Consider the following 17,619-nt stretch of genomic DNA (forward strand, 5'->3'; position numbering starts at 1 on the left):
CGAGCCGCGACGTGCCCTCGATGAGCGCGGTCAGCGCTTCGGGGACGGTTGGACAGCCTTGCCCACGCTCAGGAGCTCCTAGTCGGTGGTAGCGGCCGGTTCGCGCGCGCTGGCCAAGCGCTGCGGGTCGCCGGGGGCGCCGGTGTCCCGCTGGGCGTGTGTGCCGCCGTCCCAGGCTGAAGCCGCCGCTTGGTACTCCTTGCTTCGCCGGTCCTCGTCGCTGATCACCAGCCTGGAGTGCTCGCCGCTCATATGTCGCCTTCCGCCCGAATCATCGATCGCGGCTCGCCCAGAGGTCGGGCTTCACCTGCGTCTTTGTCGACGACGCTAACAGCCGCGGGTCCTGGTCGTGGCAGGGTTCGTGTGGCTGGGAATGCGAAAGGCCCCTTCCGGGGGGAAGGGGCCTTTCGGCTACTTCGGGGTCGCCTGGGCGAGCCTTGGGTTAGCGGTTGTACTGGCCGAAGTCGTACTCCTCCAGCGGGACGGCCTCGCCGGAGCCCTGGCCGAAGGCGTACTCGGCGCCGTCGTCGTAGGAGCCGACGGAGTAGACCGCCGCCTTCGCCTCCTCGGTCGGCTCGACCCGGACGTTGCGGTACTGCGGCATGCCGGTACCGGCCGGGATGAGCTTGCCGATGATGACGTTCTCCTTGAGGCCCAGCAGCGGGTCGCTCTTGGCGTGCATCGCGGCCTCGGTGAGGACCCGGGTCGTCTCCTGGAAGGACGCCGCCGACAGCCACGACTCGGTCGCGAGCGAGGCCTTGGTGATGCCCATCAGGACGGGGCGGCCGGCGGCGGGGACGCCGCCCTCGGCCACGACGTTCCGGTTCGTCTCCTCGAAGATCGGACGCTCCACGAGGTCGCCCGGCAGCAGCTCGGTGTCGCCGGACTCGAGGATGTTCACCCGCTTCAGCATCTGGCGGACGATGATCTCGATGTGCTTGTCGTGGATCGACACGCCCTGCGACCGGTAGACCTCCTGGACCTCGTGGACCAGGTGGAGCTGCACGGCGCGGGGGCCGAGGATGCGCAGCACCTCGTGCGGGTTGATCGCGCCCGCGATGAGCTGCTGGCCGACGTCGACGTGCTCGCCCTCCTTGACCAGGAGGCGGGAGCGCATCGGCACCGGGTAGGCGATCTCGTCGGAGCCGTCGTCCGGGACGATGACGACCTTGCGGGCCTTCTCCGTCTCGTCGATCTTGACGCGGCCGGCGACCTCGCTGATCGGGGCGACGCCCTTGGGGATGCGGGCCTCGAACAGCTCCTGGACGCGCGGCAGACCGTGCGTGATGTCGCCACCGGCCACACCGCCGGTGTGGAAGGTCCGCATGGTGAGCTGCGTGCCGGGCTCGCCGATGGACTGCGCGGCGATGATGCCGACGGCCTCGCCGACGTCCACCCGCTTGCCGGTGGCCAGCGAGCGGCCGTAGCAGGCGGCGCAGACACCGATCTTGGCCTCGCAGACCAGGGCGCTGCGGGTGCGGACCCGCTCCACCCCGGCCTCGACCAGGCGGGACACCACGGCGTCCGACAGGTCCGTGTCGGCCGGGAAGATCACCGTGCCGTCGACCTCGACGTCCTCGGCGATCGTGCGGCCGACCAGGCTGGTCTCGGTGGTGGCCAGCTTGACCAGGGAGCCGTCGGCCGCGCGCTCGGCGACCTCGAAGGGGATCGTGCGGTCGGTGCCGCAGTCCTCCTCGCGGACGATGACGTCCTGCGCGACGTCCACCAGGCGCCGGGTCAGGTAACCCGAGTCGGCGGTGCGCAGCGCGGTGTCGGCCAGGCCCTTCCGGGCGCCGTGCGTCGAGATGAAGTACTCGACGACGGAGAGCCCTTCGCGGAAGGACGACTTGATCGGACGCGGGATGGTCTCGCCCTTGGGGTTGGAGACCAGGCCGCGCATGCCGGCGATCTGGCGGAGCTGGAGCGGGTTGCCGCGGGCACCCGACTGGATCATCATCCAGATCGGGTTGGCCTTCGGGAACGCCTTCTCCATGTCCACCGCGACGTCCGCGGTGGCGTTGTTCCAGATGCCGATGAGCTCCTGCTTGCGCTCGTCGTCGGTGATCAGGCCGCGGTTGAACTCCCGCTGCACCTTGTCGGCGCGCGCCTCGTAGCCGGCCAGGATCTCCTGCTTGTTGGGCGGCGTGATGACGTCGTCGATCGAGATGGTGACGCCGGAGCGGGTCGCCCAGTGGAAACCGGTGCTCTTCAGCGCGTCGAGCGCGTTGGCGACGGCCACCTTCGGGTAGGTCTCCGCCAGCTCGTTGACGATCGCCGAGAGCTGCTTCTTCCCGATCTCGTCGTTGACGAACGGGAAGTCGTCCGGCAGCGTCTCGTTGAACAGGGCGCGGCCGAGCGTGGTCTCCAGCCGGTACGGCTGGCCGGGCTCGTAGCCCTCGGGCGCCTGCCAGCCGCGCGGCGGCGGGACGTCCTTGAGCCGGATGCTGATCTTGGCCTGGAGGCTCAGCTCACCGCGGTCGTAGGCCATGATGCCCTCGGCGATGCCGCCGAACGCGCGGCCCTCGCCGACGGCCCCGTCCTTCTGCGTCGTCAGCCAGTACAGGCCGATGACCATGTCCTGGGTGGGCATGGTGACGGGCTTGCCGTCCGACGGCTTCAGGATGTTGTTGGTCGACAGCATCAGGATGCGCGCCTCGGCCTGGGCCTCGGCGGACAGCGGCAGGTGCACGGCCATCTGGTCGCCGTCGAAGTCCGCGTTGAACGCGGTGCAGACGAGCGGGTGGATCTGGATGGCCTTGCCCTCGACCAGCTGCGGCTCGAACGCCTGGATGCCGAGCCGGTGCAGGGTCGGAGCGCGGTTCAGCAGCACCGGGTGCTCGGTGATGACCTCTTCCAGCACGTCCCACACGACCGGGCGGGCCCGCTCGACCATCCGCTTGGCGGACTTGATGTTCTGCGCGTGGTTGAGGTCGACCAGCCGCTTCATGACGAACGGCTTGAACAGCTCCAGCGCCATCTGCTTGGGCAGGCCGCACTGGTGCAGCTTGAGCTGCGGGCCGACGACGATGACCGAGCGGCCCGAGTAGTCGACGCGCTTGCCGAGCAGGTTCTGGCGGAACCGGCCCTGCTTGCCCTTGAGCATGTCGGACAGCGACTTCAGCGGACGGTTGCCCGGCCCGGTGACCGGGCGGCCGCGGCGGCCGTTGTCGAACAGCGCGTCGACGGCCTCCTGCAGCATCCGCTTCTCGTTGTTGACGATGATCTCGGGCGCGCCGAGGTCGAGCAGCCGCTTGAGCCGGTTGTTCCGGTTGATCACGCGGCGGTACAGGTCGTTCAGGTCGGACGTCGCGAAACGGCCGCCGTCGAGCTGCACCATCGGACGCAGGTCCGGCGGGATCACCGGGATGCAGTCCAGCACCATGCCCAGCGGGCTGTTGCGGGTGTTGAGGAACGCCGAGACGACCTTCAGCCGCTTGAGGGCGCGGGCCTTCTTCTGGCCCTTGCCGGTGCGGATGATGTCGCGCAGCTTCTCGGCCTCGGCGTCGAGGTCGAAGTTCTGGAGCCGGGCCTGGATGGCCGCGGCGCCCATGCCGCCCTCGAAGTACTTGCCGAACCGGTCGCGCATCTCGCGGTAGAGCAGCTCGTCGCCCTCCAGGTCCTGGACCTTGAGGTTCTTGAAGCGGCTCCAGACCTCGTCGAGGCGGTCGAGCTCGCGCTGCGCGCGGTCGCGCAGCTGCTTCATCTCCCGCTCGGCACCGTCGCGCACCTTGCGCTTCTGGTCGGCCTTCGCGCCGGCCTCCTCCAGCTCCGCGAGGTCGCCCTCCAGCTTCTGCTGGCGGGCCTCGACCTGCGCGTCGCGGGCCTGCTCGATCTGCTGGCGCTCCACGGAGATGTGGGCCTCCAGCGTGGGCAGGTCGCGGTCGCGCCGCTCCGCGTCCACGCTGGTGATCATGTAGGCCGCGAAGTAGATGATCTTCTCGAGATCCTTCGGGGCCAGGTCCAGCAGGTAGCCGAGGCGCGAGGGGACGCCCTTGAAGTACCAGATGTGCGTGACCGGCGCGGCCAGCTCGATGTGGCCCATCCGCTCGCGGCGCACCTTGGCACGGGTCACCTCGACGCCGCAGCGCTCACAGATGATGCCCTTGAACCGGACGCGCTTGTACTTGCCGCAGTAGCACTCCCAGTCCCGGGTCGGACCGAAGATCTTCTCGCAGAAGAGCCCGTCCTTCTCCGGCTTGAGGGTCCGGTAGTTGATCGTCTCCGGCTTCTTGACCTCGCCGTGCGACCACTGGCGGATGTCGTCAGCGGTCGCCAGGCCGATGCGTAGCTCGTCGAAGAAGTTGACGTCAAGCAACTGTTTTCCCCTTGAGTTGATCAGACCTCTTCGACACTGCTCGGCTCACGCCGGGACAGGTCGATGCCGAGCTCCTCCGCCGCGCGGAAGACGTCCTCGTCGGTGTCGCGCATCTCGATGGACATGCCGTCGCTGGAGAGCACCTCGACGTTGAGGCACAGCGACTGCATCTCCTTGATGAGCACCTTGAAGGACTCGGGAATCCCGGGCTCGGGGATGTTCTCGCCCTTGACGATGGCCTCGTAGACCTTCACCCGGCCGAGGACGTCGTCGGACTTGATGGTCAGGAGCTCCTGGAGGGCGTAGGCGGCGCCGTAGGCCTCCAGCGCCCACACCTCCATCTCACCGAAGCGCTGGCCGCCGAACTGGGCCTTACCGCCGAGCGGCTGCTGGGTGATCATGGAGTACGGGCCGGTCGACCGGGCGTGGATCTTGTCGTCGACCAGGTGGAGCAGCTTGAGGATGTAGATGTAGCCGACCGAGATCGGGTCCTTGTAGGGCTCGCCGGTGCGGCCGTCGAACAGCCTCGCCTTGCCTCCCGGGCCGACCATGCGGTTGCCGTCGCGGTTCGGCAGCGTGCTCTCGATCAGGCCGGTGACGTCGTCCTCGCGCGCGCCGTCGAACACCGGCGTGGCGGTGTTCGTCCACGGCGGGGCCTCGTCGGCGCCGATGGCCTTCAGGGCCCGCTTCCACTCGGCGTCGTCGCCCTCGACCTTCCAGCCGCGGCTGGCGACCCAGCCGAGGTGGGTCTCCAGGACCTGCCCCACGTTCATGCGCCCGGGGACGCCCAGCGGGTTGAGGACGATGTCGACCGGGGTGCCGTCCTCAAGGAACGGCATGTCCTCGACGGGGAGCACCTTGGAGATGACGCCCTTGTTGCCGTGCCGGCCGGCCAGCTTGTCGCCGTCGGTGATCTTGCGCTTCTGCGCGACGTACACCCGGACCAGCTCGTTCACGCCGGGCGGGAGCTCGTCGCCCTCGTCCCGGGAGAACACGCGGACGCCGATGACCTTGCCCTGCTCGCCGTGCGGCACCTTCAGGGAGGTGTCGCGGACCTCGCGGGCCTTCTCACCGAAGATCGCGCGCAGCAGCCGCTCCTCGGGGGTCAGCTCCGTCTCGCCCTTGGGCGTGACCTTGCCGACCAGGATGTCGCCGGGGACGACGTCCGCGCCGATGCGGATGATGCCGCGCTCGTCGAGGTCGGCCAGGACCTCCTCGGAGACGTTCGGGATGTCCCGGGTGATCTCCTCGGGGCCCAGCTTGGTGTCGCGGGCGTCGACCTCGTGCTCCTCGATGTGGATCGAGGAGAGGACGTCGTCCTGCACCAGGCGCTGGCTGAGGATGATGGCGTCCTCGTAGTTGTGGCCCTCCCACGGCATGAACGCCACGAGGAGGTTCTTGCCGAGCGCCATCTCGCCGTTGTCGGTGCACGGCCCGTCGGCGATGACCTGGCCGAGCTCGACCCGCTGGCCCTCGTCGACGATGGGCTTCTGGTTGAAGCAGGTGCCCTGGTTGGACCGCTTGAACTTGGCGACCCGGTAGGTGGTCCGGGTGCCGTCGTCGTTCATGACGGTCACGTAGTCGGCGGAGACCTCCTCGACGACGCCGGCCTTCTCGGCCGTGATGACGTCGCCGGCGTCGGTCGCGGCGCGGTACTCCATGCCGGTGCCGACCAGGGGCGCCTCGCTCCGCAGCAGCGGCACCGACTGCCGCTGCATGTTGGAGCCCATCAGCGCGCGGTTGGCGTCGTCGTGCTCCAGGAACGGGATCATCGCGGTCGCGACCGAGGTCATCTGCCGCGCGGAGACGTCCATGTACTGGACGTCGCGCGGCGGGATCAGCTCGACCTCGCCGCCCTTCTTGCGGATGAGGACCTTGTCCTCGACGAAGGTGCCGTCGTCGTTGAGCAGGGAGTTGGCCTGCGCGATGACGTAGCGGTCCTCCTCGTCGGCGGTCAGGTAGTCGATCTGGTCGGTGACGACGCCGTCGGTGACCTTGCGGTAGGGCGTCTCGACGAACCCGAACGGGTTGACCCGGCCGAACGCGGCGAGCGAGCCGATCAGGCCGATGTTCGGGCCTTCCGGCGTCTCGATCGGGCACATGCGGCCGTAGTGCGACGGGTGGACGTCGCGGACCTCCATGCCCGCGCGCTCACGGGACAGACCACCGGGGCCGAGCGCGTTCAGGCGCCGCTTGTGCGTCAGGCCGGCCAGCGGGTTGGTCTGGTCCATGAACTGCGAGAGCTGGCTGGTGCCGAAGAACTCCTTGATGGAGGCGACGACCGGCCGGATGTTGATCAGGGTCTGCGGCGTGATCGCCTCGACGTCCTGGGTGGTCATCCGCTCGCGGACGACGCGCTCCATGCGGGCCAGGCCCAGCCGGACCTGGTTCTGGATGAGCTCGCCGACCGTGCGCAGGCGCCGGTTGCCGAAGTGGTCGATGTCGTCGACCTCGATCGGCACGGCGACGGCCCCGAGGGTGGCCTCCTCCTCGCCGGCGTGCAGCCGGACGAGGTACTCGATCGTGGCGACGATGTCGTCCTCGGTCAGCGTCCCCTGCTTCATGTCGAGGTCGAGGCCGAGCTTCTTATTGATCTTGTAACGGCCGACCTTGGCGACGTCGTACCGCTTGGGGTTGAAGTACAGGTTCTCCAGCAGGGTCTGCGCCGACTCGCGGGTCGGCGGCTCGCCCGGCCGCAGCTTGCGGTAGATGTCGAGCAGCGCGTCGTCCTGGCCGGAGGTGTGGTCCTTCTCCAGCGTGACGTTGATCGACTCGTAGGCGCCGAAGTGCTCGCGGATGCGGGCCTCGTCCCAGCCGAGGGCCTTGAGCAGCACGGTGACCGGCTGCTTGCGCTTGCGGTCGATGCGCACGCCGACGTTGTCGCGCTTGTCGATCTCGAACTCGAGCCAGGCGCCGCGGCTCGGGATGACCCGGCAGCCGTAGATGTCCTTGTCGGACGCCTTGTCGAGGGCGCGGTCGAAGTAGACGCCGGGCGAGCGGGTCAGCTGCGAGACGACGACGCGCTCGGTGCCGTTGATGATGAAGGTGCCCTTCGGGGTCATGAGCGGGAAGTCGCCCATGAAGACCGTCTGGCTCTTGATCTCACCGGTGGTGTTGTTGATGAACTCCGCCGTCACGAACAGCGGGGCGGAGTAGGTCATGTCCTTGTCCTTGCACTCCTCGACGGAGTACTTGGGCGGCTCGAACCGGTGGTCGCGGAACGAGAGGGACATGGTTCCGGAGAAGTCCTCGATCGGACTGATCTCTTCGAAGATCTCCTCCAGCCCCGACTGGGTCGGGACGCTCTTACTTCCGGCCTTCTGGGCCGCCTCGACCCGGGCCTTCCACCTCTCATTGCCCAGCAGCCAGTCAACGGAGTTGGTCTGCAGAGCAAGGAGGTCCGGGACTTCGAGCGGCTCCTTGATGCGCGCGAAGGAGACGCGGTTCGGACCGGTTGCGGTATTCGAGGCGTTGCGCGAGGCTGCCAAGAGTGGTCCTTCCGAGGGCTCGCGGCGTAACTGACGACACGCACGCCAGACGATCCACGTCCAAGACCTGCACGTTAGGGTCCAAAACGGACCCCCGCAGGGGAGCTCTCACACGTGGATAGTCAGAGGGCAGCGCAAAGGGGCAGTGTAGCCGACTGCCACACCGCTCGCAACTCTACCGCCGCAGTATGCATCACAGTTGCCTTGGAGCATCGCCCCTCAGGGGCGTGGAGTCAAGAGCGGACTTGGACTTTTCGGGCTCTGACCTGCAGTGAGGAAGGCCATAGTTTAGGATCCGGCCACCTACCGGTTGGTAGGCCCTGGAGACGGGTCGAGCGACCACCCCCGACGGGGTGATCGCTCGACGGAAAACGTCCCGCTCAGGGGGTCCGCGCTAGGAGATCCGCTAGGAGATCACGGTCAGCTCGGAGGCCAGCCACTTCCCCTTGACCTTGACCATGGTGATCTTGATCCGCAGCGGCTCGGGGAGCTGCTGCTTGCTGGACGCCGTGGCCGACGACCGGTTCGCGTAGACGAGGGCCACGACCTTGTCGCGCTCGGCGCTCACGAGGCCGGTCTTCACCACCGTCGTGTTCGAGACGGCCTGCTGCTGCGGGGCCAGCGTCTTCAGCGTCGCGGCGAGCTTGTCGTACTGCTCCTTGAGCTTGCCCGTCGTCACCGCCGACCCGGCCTTCAGGTCGACGTCGAGCGACTGGTAGTCGTACGACGACAGCGCCTGGGCGGCGCGGCCGGCGGCCAGGACGCCCTCGCGTCCCGCGGCCTCGGTCGCCTTCTGGTCCCGGACCTTCAGCGCGAGCGCCGTCGTGGCGACGCCGAGGGCGATCACCAGGATCACGAGGACGGCGAGGACGGCCTTGCCGCGCCCGGAGAGGGACCGGCGCCCGGACAGCTCCTCGTCCTCCTCCTCTGCCTCGTCGTCGTCCTCCTCGACGGCCTCCTCGGCGGCTTCCGCCTCCGCGGCGCGCCTGGCCAGGCGCTTCCGCTTCCGGGCCTTCCTGCCCTTGGGCTCGTCCTCGGCCTCCTCCGCGTCCTCGGCGGCTTCGGCTTCGGGGTCGTCGAGGTCGGTCTTGGTCGCGTCTGCGGCTTCCGCCTCAGCCTCGGACGTCTCGCTCGGCGCTTCCGCGTCCGCAAGGACGGCGGATTCCGCCCTGGGAGCCGCTGAGGCGTCCTCTGCGTCGCCGTCACCGCCGGCATCGACCTCGGTGGCCTTCGTACCGGTTCGCGGCTTCTGCGTGGACGTGGCGGCGGGCTCGTCCGTGTCGAGTTCGTCCGTGCCGGGCTCATCGACGGAGGCGTCCGCCGCCTCCTCGGCCGCCTCGGCCGCGGCGGCGGCGTCCGCCGCGATCTGGGCGAGCCGGGCGGCCTCCCGGGCCTTCGCGGCGGCCTCCTCGGCGAGCCGCGCGGCCTCGGCGGCCTCCTCCGCCTTGGCCGCCTGCTTGGCGGCCTGGTCGGCGACCTTGCGGGCCTGGACGGCGGCCTTGCGGGCGCTGCCGCCGTCCGCGGGCTTCGCGGTGCCCTCGGACTCCGCGCCGGCCTCGGGCTCGGCGCCCTCCGCGGGCCGCGCCTCGTCCTGGGGCCGCGTCTTGTCCTTGGCGGAGCGCTTGCCCCGTCCGAGCATTGTCACGGGACCATCTCCATATCGGACACGAGCCAGCGGTTCTTCACTCGTGTCAGGTCCATCACGTACCGGTACGCGCGTGGGGCGCCGTCCTTCACCTTGGCGTTGGTGACGGTCCCGTTCAGGGAGACCATCACTTCGGCGGAGTCGTCGTCGATGGAGACGACGCCGGCCTCCACCTGGCTGACGCTGGACTTGGCACCGGTCTTGGCCAGCTGGTCCAGCAGGACCTTCGTCTGCGTGCCCAGCTTGTTCTTCAGGTTGCCGGTGGTGCCCGCCACGATCCGGTCGATGTCGCGCTGGGCGTTCGCGCTGTCGAGCGTCATCAGGTTGACGCCCATCTGCCGGGCCGCCTGGGCGGCCTTGGCGCGCTGGTCGGCGTCGTCCTTCTTCTGCGCGGTGACGACGCCGAGCCAGCCGGTGGCGACCGCGAGGCCGACCACGAGGACGCTGAGCCCGACGAGGAGGACGGAGGTCCAGGACGGGCGCCTCATCGGGGCGGCCTCACTGGCTCAGCGGTCCGAGCAGGAGCCACTTCCACGATGCTTCCTCTCCCAACTGACGAGAACCGGCGCTGCGGGGCATGACGTAGCGCTTGCCGTCGGGTCCGTAGACCGCGCCGGTCGACGGATCGTATCCGGCGAATTCGACTGAATCGGCAGGATAGGACAGGTAGAGCGCTCCGTCCGCCAGCTGCGCGGTCGGGGCCGCGGCCGCCGCGGCGGTCGTCTTCTTTCCGCTCCCGCCCTGGCTCTTGGCCTCGGCGTCCTTCTCGCCCTGCGTGCCGGTCGCGCCGCCCGCCGGGAATCCGGCGCCGGCGGTCGCGCCCGCGGGAACCTTCGGGTAGGGCGTGATGGCGTCGCGCGGGAAGTTCCGCGCGCCGCGGACGGCGGTGCCGGAGTCCTTCGCGTCCTTGCAGCCGACGTTGAGCTTCGGGGTCCGCTTGGACGTGTCCTGGGGCCAGCGGTGCGGCACGCTCTCGTAGCCCTTGGTGCACGCGGCCGGGGAGTTGATGTTCAGGTCGAGGCCCAGGTGCTGGGTCCCGTCGCCCGGCGTGACGGTGAACGCGCCCGCCACGGTGACCGGGTAGAGGATGAACAGCGACCGCAGGCCGGCCTGCCGCGAGGAGATGATCTGCCCGGTGGTGGTCAGGTTGGCCAGCAGGACGGGCAGCGTCGGGGCGAGCTGGTTGATCGCCTTGTGCGCCTCGTCCGCGGCGCCGGGGGTGTTGTCGATGGTCGAGCGGAGCGCCTTGTCGTCGTTGCGGATCGACGTGGTCAGCTCGTTCAGGTTCCGGGCGAAGCCCTGGATGTTGGCGCCCTCGGCGCGCTGGGTGTCGAGGACGGTGACGCTGTTGTCCAGGAGCTGCTTGGTGTCCGGGTACGCCTCGTCGGCCGTCTTCAGGAGCCGGTCGGTGTCGTCCAGGATCGACTGGAGGTCCGAGGCGGAGCCGGAGAAGGCCTTGTCGAGCTCGTCCACGATCGTGCCGAGGTCCTTGGTGTTCACCGACCCGACGAGCGAGTCGACGTTGCGCAGCAGCTCGGCGGTGGACACCGGCAGCTTGGTGCGCTCCTTCGGGATCGTGTACGCCGGGCCCTGGTCGAGGTAGGGGCCGGTGCGCTTGGTCGGCTGGAGGTCGATGTACTGCTCGCCGACGGCGGAGCGGTTGGCCACGATGGCGGACGTGCCGTCCCGCGGGATCCGCTTGCCGCGGTCGAGCAGGAGCTTGACCTTGATGCCCTGGTCGGTGAGCTGGATCGGGCCGACCCGTCCGACGGGCACGCCGCGGTAGGTGACCTCGGCGTTGGTGAACACGCCGCCGGAGTCGGTGAGGTCGACGTAGGCGGTGTACTGCTTGCCGAGGATGCCGCGTCCGAGCCCGATGTAGTTCACCGACACGATCGCCACGCCGACGACCGTGATGACGGCGAAGGCGATGAGCTGGATGATGACGCCGCGCTTGAGGATCACGAGAGGCCCCCCGTCATCAGGGTCTGGAGATCGCCGGATCCGGGTGCCAGCGCGCCCGGGCGCCCCTGCTTGCCCGTGCCCTGCTTGGTCGTGGCGGTCGTGCTCGGCGTCGGGGTGGGCGTGGCGGACCCGCCGGGCAGGCCCGGCAGCCCGCCGGTGCCCGAGCCGGTGCCGGGCGTGCCGCCGGACTGGGGCAGAACGCCGAGCGGCGACTGCGGCAGCGTCACGTTCGGCACCTCCAGCATGTTGCGCATCTGCTGGCCGCTGCCGAGCATGTTCTCCAGGTCGGTGCCACCGAGCAGGTTCTGCGCGATGGAGTCGAAGTCCAGGTCGACGGTCAGCCGGACGTTGCCGTAGTCGCCCTCGATGACGTTCCCGAACGTCGCCGGGAACGGGAAGGTGATCAGCGTCTCCAGCGACCTCGGCAGGTCGTTGCCGGCCTTGTTGAGGTTCTTGAGGATGGTGTCGAGGTCCCGCAGGTTCGCGACCAGGTCGGCGTGCGACTGCCGGATCACGCCGGTCGTGGTGCGGCTCAGCCGGTTCAGCGCGACGAGCATCTTGGTGAGGTCGGCGCGGTTGCGGTTGAGGACGGTGATCGCCGGGCCGGTCTGGTCGATCGTGTCGGTGATCGTCTTGCGCTCGGCGGACAGCTTGCCGGTGAGCCGGTCGATGCTGTCGAGCGCCCGGGTGATCGCGGCGCGGTTGCGGTCCAGCGTGCCGGTGAAGGTGTTGACCTCGCCCAGCACCGACCGGATCGTCGACTCGCGGCCGCCCATCGCGGCCTGGAGCTCGTGGCTGATCGTCGCGACCTGCTCGATGCCGCCGCCGTTCAGCAGCAGCGACATGGCCGACAGGACCTCTTCGATCTCGGTGCCGCGGCTGGTGCGGGCCAGCGGGATCAGGTCGCCGGAGCCGAGCTCGCCGACGGCGGGCTGGCCCGTGGGCGGCGCGAGCGCGACGTACTTCTCGCCGAGCAGGCTCGTCTGGCCGATGCTGGCCGTGGCGTTGTCGGGCAGCTTCACGTCCTTGCGGACCTTGACGGTGACGACGGCGTGCCAGCCGCTCGTCCCGCCGGCGAGGTCGATCTTCTCGACCTTGCCGACGGACACGTCGTTGACCTTCACGACCGACTGCGGGACGAGGTCCAGCACGTTCGAGAACTCGATCCTGACGGTCTTCGGGTCCGAGCCGAGGTCGGGGCCGCCGGGCAGCGGGAGCGAGTCGACGCCGCTGAACGAGCAGCCCGACAGCGCCGCGACGCCCGCGAGCGCCGCCGCGCCGAGCAGCCGCGCCCGGCGGAGCGCCCCGCGCCGCGGGCTCCGTGTCGTGCTCATCGGCCACCTCCGGGCAGCAGCGAGGTGATGTCCTGGGGCTGGTGCTGGGTCGCGGCCGTCCTGCTCGTGCCGGACGTCTTGCCCGCACCGGCGGACTTCGTGCTCTTCGAGCCGCTCTTCCCGCCGGGCCCGTACGCGTCCGGCGGGATCGGCACCGGGTCGTAGTGCGTGGTCAGCGCCGTGATCCAGGACAGGTCCAGGTTGAGGCCGGCCAGCGCCGTGCCGATGCCGTTGTACGGCGTGACGAAGTCGAGGCACTGCTTGGCCGGGGTGCCGACGGAGTAGGCCAGCGAGCACACCCAGTCGGCCAGGTTGTTGAACTGGCGGAAGTTGTCGCGGGTGTGGATCGTCCCGGAGATCGGGTCGTACGCGCGGGCCAGGTTGTTGACGGCGAGCGGCGCGGTCTGGAGCAGCTCGGCGAAGGAGTCCTTCTCCTTCACGAGCACCCCGGTGATCTGCGCGAGCTGCCGGACGTTGCTCGCCAGCTCGCTCCGGTTGTCCTTGATGAACCGCTGGACGTTCCGCAGGGTCGGGGCCAGGGTGTTGAGCGCCGCGCTCAGCTCCTCCTTCTCCCCCGCGAGCTGCCCGGAGACGCCGTTCAGGTGCCCGGTGAACGACCTGATCTGCTGGTCGTTGGCCTTCATCGTGTCCGTGATGACGCGCAGGTTCCGGATCGTGTCGGCGACGTCGCCGCGGTCGGCGCTGAGCGTGCTCAGCATCTTGGACGTGTCGCTGATCGTCTGCCGGATGTCGGTGCCCTGGCCCTCCAGGTTGGCGGCGCCGACCTGGAGCAGCCGCGACAGCGAGCCCTGGCCGTCGGCGCCGGGCGCGTTGGCGCCCTGCGGGCCGAGGGCCTTGGTCAGGTCGCTCAGGCTGCCGCTGACCTCGTCTACCTCGACGGGCACCGCGGTGCGGTCGATCGTCAGCGTCGCGTCGTCCGCCAGCACCGCGCCGCCCTTGTAGACGGGCGTGAGCTGGACGTACCGGTCGGCGACGAGCGTCTGGTTGACGATGACGGCCTGCGCGTTGGACGGCACCTTGTACTTGGCGTCGTACTTCAGCTCGACCCGCACCGAGTCGCCGATGGGAGTGACCTTGGTGACCTGGCCGACCTTGATGCCGAGGATGCGCACCTCGGCGCCCTTGTAGAGGCCGACGGTCTTGCTGAAGTACGCCGTCACGTGGCGCTGCTTGGGCTCCTGGAGGAGCAGCATGAGCGCGGCAGCCAGCACTGCGACGGCGAGGATGGCGCCGCCGAGGCGAAGGATGGTTGCGGAGTTACGCACGAGTGACCTGCCTGCTGCTCACGGGAGGAACGGCAACGGGTTGTTGCTCTGGTTACCGGTCTGGCCGCCCTGCTTCTGGCCGGTTCCCCGGCTTCCCTGGCTTCCCTGCTTCTTGGTGCCGGTGCCGCCCTGGGTGCCGGTGCCGCCGGTCGCCGACGAGGGGTTCTGGATGGACGCCGGGATCGGCAGGAGGTTCTGGATGAAGGAGTCGAACCACCGTCCGGTGCCCGTGACGTCCGAGAACTGCCGGGCGAAGGGCGCGAAGAGCTGGAGGATCCGGTCCAGGTTGTCCTGGTTCTTCAGCAGGATCCTGTTGACCTTGGCCAGGTTGTCCAGCATCGGCCGGATCTGCCCCTCGTTCTCCTTGATCAGCGCGTTCACCTGCTGGGAGAGCGTCACCGTGTTGATGAGGAGCTGGTGGATGACGGCGCGCCGGGCCTGCACGGCCTGGAGGACCTTGTCGCCGTCGTCGACCAGCTTGGCGAAGTCCTGGTTGCGGTCGGCGAGCAGCTGCGAGACGTCCTTGGCCTTGCCGGCCAGCTCGTGCAGCTCGTCGTCGCGGGAGGCGACCGTGTCCGACAGCCGCCGCAGCCCCTGGAGCGACGCCCGGATCTCCTCGGGGGAGTTCTTGAAGGTGTCCGACAGCACGTCGAACGACTTCGCGACCTCCTTGTAGTCGATCTTGCTGACCCGCTGGGTCAGCTCGCTGATCGCCGGGACGACCTCGAACGGCGTATGGGTCCGCTCGACGGGGATGTTGCGGCCGAGGCGGCCCGTCCCGCGCGGGGTGAGCGACAGGAAGTGCGCGCCGAGCACCGTCTTGATCTTGATGTCGGCCTCGGTGCGGTCGCCGAGCTTGACCCCGTCGTCCACCTTGAAGGTGACCTTGACGTGGTCGCCGTCCAGGTCGAGCGCGGTGACCTTGCCGACCTTGACGCCCGCGACGCGGACCTCCTCGTCCGGCTTCAGCCCGGCCGCCTCCTTGAACGCGGCGGTGTGGGTCGTGCCGCCCGAGATGAACGGGATGTTCTCCAGGTTCATCGCCAGCACCAGCAGCACGATGATGATCGCGAACGCGGTGAGGCCGATGGGGACCGGATTGCGCTCCCGGAAGGGGACCCTCATCTACTTGCACCTCGCGTTCTCGTTCACGATCGCCGGCGACTGGTAGACCGGTCCGCCCGGCAGCTTCACCTTCGCGTCGAGGCCGCAGATGTACATGTTGAACCAGGAGCCGTAGGACGAGATGTTCACGAGTCCCTGGAGACGGTCGGGGGTCCGCTTCAGGCCCTTGTCGAGCACGCCGCTGTTGGCGTTCAGCGTCCCGGTGAGCTGCCGGAGGCCCGCGATGTCGTTCCTGATCCCCGGACGGGCGTCCTGGAGCAGGTCCTGCGTGGTGCCGGTGAGCTGGTTGATCGCGGCGACCGAGTCGAAGATCGCCTGGCGGTCGTTGGAGACCCCGCCGACGAACCCGCGCAGGTCCGTGATCAGCTGGTTGACCTCGTCGTGCCGCTCGTCGATCGTGCCCAGCACGTTGTTCAGGTTGGTGATCACCTGGCCGATGACCCGGTCCCGGTCGGCGAGCGTGTTGGTCAGCGAGGCGACGTGCGCGAGCAGGCTGTTGACCGTGCCGCCCTCGCCCTGGAGCGTCTGGACGATCTGCGTCGCCAGCCTGTTGACGTCGTCCGGCTCCAGCGCCCGGAACAGCGGCCGGAACCCGTTGAACAGGGTGGTGAGGTCCAGCGCGGGCTGCGTCTGGTTCACCGGGATCGTGCCGCCCGGCCGCAGGTAGGAGTTCGTCTGGCCGGCGCCGTCGGTCAGCGCGAGGTACCGCTGCCCCATCAGGTTCCGGTACCGGATCTGCGCCTGCGTGGTCGTCGGCAGGCCCGCCTGGAACACGCCGTCCTTGGTGACGCTGAACGTCACCTCGGCCTGGGTGCCGTGGTACAGCCTGATCTTCTCGACCTGGCCGACCCGGACGCCCGCAACGCGCACGTCGTCCTTGTTCAGCAGCCCGGCCACGTCCGTGAAGATCGCCTTGTAGCGGCGCGTCTCGCCGAACCGGTAGTTGGAGATCGTCATCGCCAGCACGCCGGTGAACAGCGAGGTCACGACGACGAAGATCGCGAGCTTGACGGCCGCGCTCGTGGTCTTCACTTCACCGTCACCACCGATCCCTGCATGACCGGGGCGAACAGGAGCTGCGCCACGTCGGAGACGTCGGTGGCCGGGGTCCGCGTCATGGGGCCCACGACATTCTTGATCGTTTCCTTCTCGCTCAGGGAGCCCGGATCGACGAACACGTTGGACAGCGCGCGGCCGCGGCTGCCGCTCCCGGCGCCCTCGTCGGCGGGCCCGGGGTTCTTCCACCACAAGTCGTCCTGGGTGCCGTCGAGCGCGAGGTAGTCGGGGAAGGGCACCTTCGGGTTCGGGAGGCCGTAGCAGCGCGGGTTCCGCTGGTCCTTCGCCTCGGGCAGGTCCAGCGGGTACTTGTAGCCCGGCCGCGGCTTGACGATCTCGATGGTGAGGTTGAAGGTCTTGGACCCGTTCCCGCCGGCCACCCGCTCCGCCTCCGGCTGGAGCTTCATCAGGCCGGCGAACACGCACGGAAGCGACGGCGAGTACCGGGCGACGAGCGCCAGCCCGTCCCGGTTGGCGATGTTGACGCCGATGATCTTCGGCGCGTTGGCCCGCATGAACGCGTCGCCGTCGGTGGCGAGCCCGGTCACCGCGGGGATCAGCCGCTCGATCGTCCCCGTCTTGTCGGTGATCGTCTTGCTGGTGACGTTGAGGTTGCGCAGCGTCTGGAGCAGGTCCGGCGCCGCCGCGCTGTAGATGTCGGACACGTCCGCCAGCGAGTTCAGGTCGTGCACCAGCGTGCCGAGCTGCGGGTTGATCTTCTTCAGCAGCGCGTCGGCCTGTTCGAGGTTCCGCCCGATCTGGTCGCCGCGGCCCTGGAGGGCCGTCGCCAGGGCGTTCAGCGTCGCGTTCAGCTCCGCCGGCTTGACCGCCTGGAGCAGCGGCAGCAGGTGGTCGAGCACCTGGTTGATCTCGACGGCCGCCTGCGAGCGGTCCTGCTGGATCACCTGGCCCCGGTGCAGGCCCTTCGGGCCCGGCTGCGCCGGGATCTGGAGGTCCACGTACTTCTCGCCGAACAGCGTCTTCGGCAGCAGCCGCGCCTGGACGTTGTTCGGGATCTTCTTCGCCTTGTCCGGGTCCAGCGCCAGGTTGATCGTCGCGCCGTTCGCGGTCGCCTCCGTGCTGCGGACCTCGCCGACGATCAGGCCGCGGACCTTCACGTCCGAGCGCGGCAGCAGCTGGAGCCCGGCGCGCTCGGTCGACACCTTCACCCGCAGCACCGGCGTCAGCGCCTTGTTGAACAGCGCGACGGTCAGCGCGAGCAGCAGGAGGATGACGACCACCATCGACAGCCCCATCACGCGGTAGCGCATTCTCGTGCTCATGGCTTCGCTCCGCTCAGCGGCTCGCAGCCGTTCATCCGCGACGGCTTCCCTCGTCGCTCCGGTCGCAGGCTCCCTGCGCTCCTCAGTCCAGCCGCCGCGCGGCCGCTCACGGTACTCATCGC

General features: G+C 69.1%; 10 protein-coding genes. All 10 read right to left on the reverse strand.

All coding sequences use genetic code 11. The features are described 5' to 3' along the window. Nucleotides 1-442 precede the first annotated feature (442 nt). Nucleotides 443-4,315: a DNA-directed RNA polymerase subunit beta' gene (locus E1300_RS07190; protein ID WP_131756095.1), complete on the reverse strand. Its 3,873-nt coding sequence runs from the start codon at nt 4,313-4,315 to the stop codon at nt 443-445. A gap of 20 nt (nt 4,316-4,335) precedes the next feature. Continuing rightward, nucleotides 4,336-7,803 (reverse strand): DNA-directed RNA polymerase subunit beta, encoded by a 3,468-nt coding sequence (rpoB, locus tag E1300_RS07195; protein ID WP_131756096.1) that lies wholly within the window; start codon nt 7,801-7,803, stop codon nt 4,336-4,338. A gap of 406 nt (nt 7,804-8,209) precedes the next feature. Then, on the reverse strand, nt 8,210-9,442 hold the full coding sequence (locus E1300_RS07200; RefSeq protein WP_503104930.1) for an Rv1363c family protein: 1,233 nt from the start codon (nt 9,440-9,442) through the stop codon (nt 8,210-8,212). Nucleotides 9,443-9,444: 2 nt separating this feature from the next. Beyond that, the gene (locus E1300_RS07205; protein ID WP_131756098.1) at nt 9,445-9,936 is read right to left on the reverse strand and encodes an Rv1363c family protein; all 492 of its coding nucleotides are present in this window, start codon (nt 9,934-9,936) and stop codon (nt 9,445-9,447) included. 10 nt (nt 9,937-9,946) lie between these two features. Further along, complete coding sequence (locus E1300_RS07210; protein WP_131756099.1) at nt 9,947-11,413, reverse strand: MCE family protein; 1,467 nt, start codon at nt 11,411-11,413, stop codon at nt 9,947-9,949. Further along, entirely contained in the window at nt 11,410-12,747 is a 1,338-nt protein-coding gene (locus tag E1300_RS07215) for an MCE family protein (protein ID WP_131756100.1), read from the reverse strand. The genes E1300_RS07210 and E1300_RS07215 overlap by 4 nt, the downstream gene beginning before the upstream one ends. Further along, entirely contained in the window at nt 12,744-14,033 is a 1,290-nt protein-coding gene (locus tag E1300_RS07220) for an MCE family protein (protein WP_242618992.1), read from the reverse strand. The genes E1300_RS07215 and E1300_RS07220 overlap by 4 nt, the downstream gene beginning before the upstream one ends. An 18-nt stretch (nt 14,034-14,051) precedes the next feature. Beyond that, on the reverse strand, nt 14,052-15,158 hold the full coding sequence (locus E1300_RS07225; protein WP_131756101.1) for an MCE family protein: 1,107 nt from the start codon (nt 15,156-15,158) through the stop codon (nt 14,052-14,054). Next, nucleotides 15,159-16,190 carry an MCE family protein gene (locus E1300_RS07230; protein WP_131756102.1) on the reverse strand — a complete coding sequence of 344 codons (1,032 nt, stop codon included), beginning with the start codon at nt 16,188-16,190 and terminating at the stop codon, nt 15,159-15,161. Then, a complete protein-coding gene (locus tag E1300_RS07235; RefSeq protein WP_242618993.1) occupies nt 16,187-17,497 on the reverse strand; it encodes an MCE family protein in 1,311 nt (436 codons plus the stop codon). The genes E1300_RS07230 and E1300_RS07235 overlap by 4 nt, the downstream gene beginning before the upstream one ends. Between the last annotated feature and the right edge of the window lie 122 nt (nt 17,498-17,619).

It is taken from the genome of Actinomadura fibrosa (assembly GCF_900659615.1).
Taxonomy (GTDB): domain Bacteria; phylum Actinomycetota; class Actinomycetes; order Streptosporangiales; family Streptosporangiaceae; genus Spirillospora; species Spirillospora fibrosa.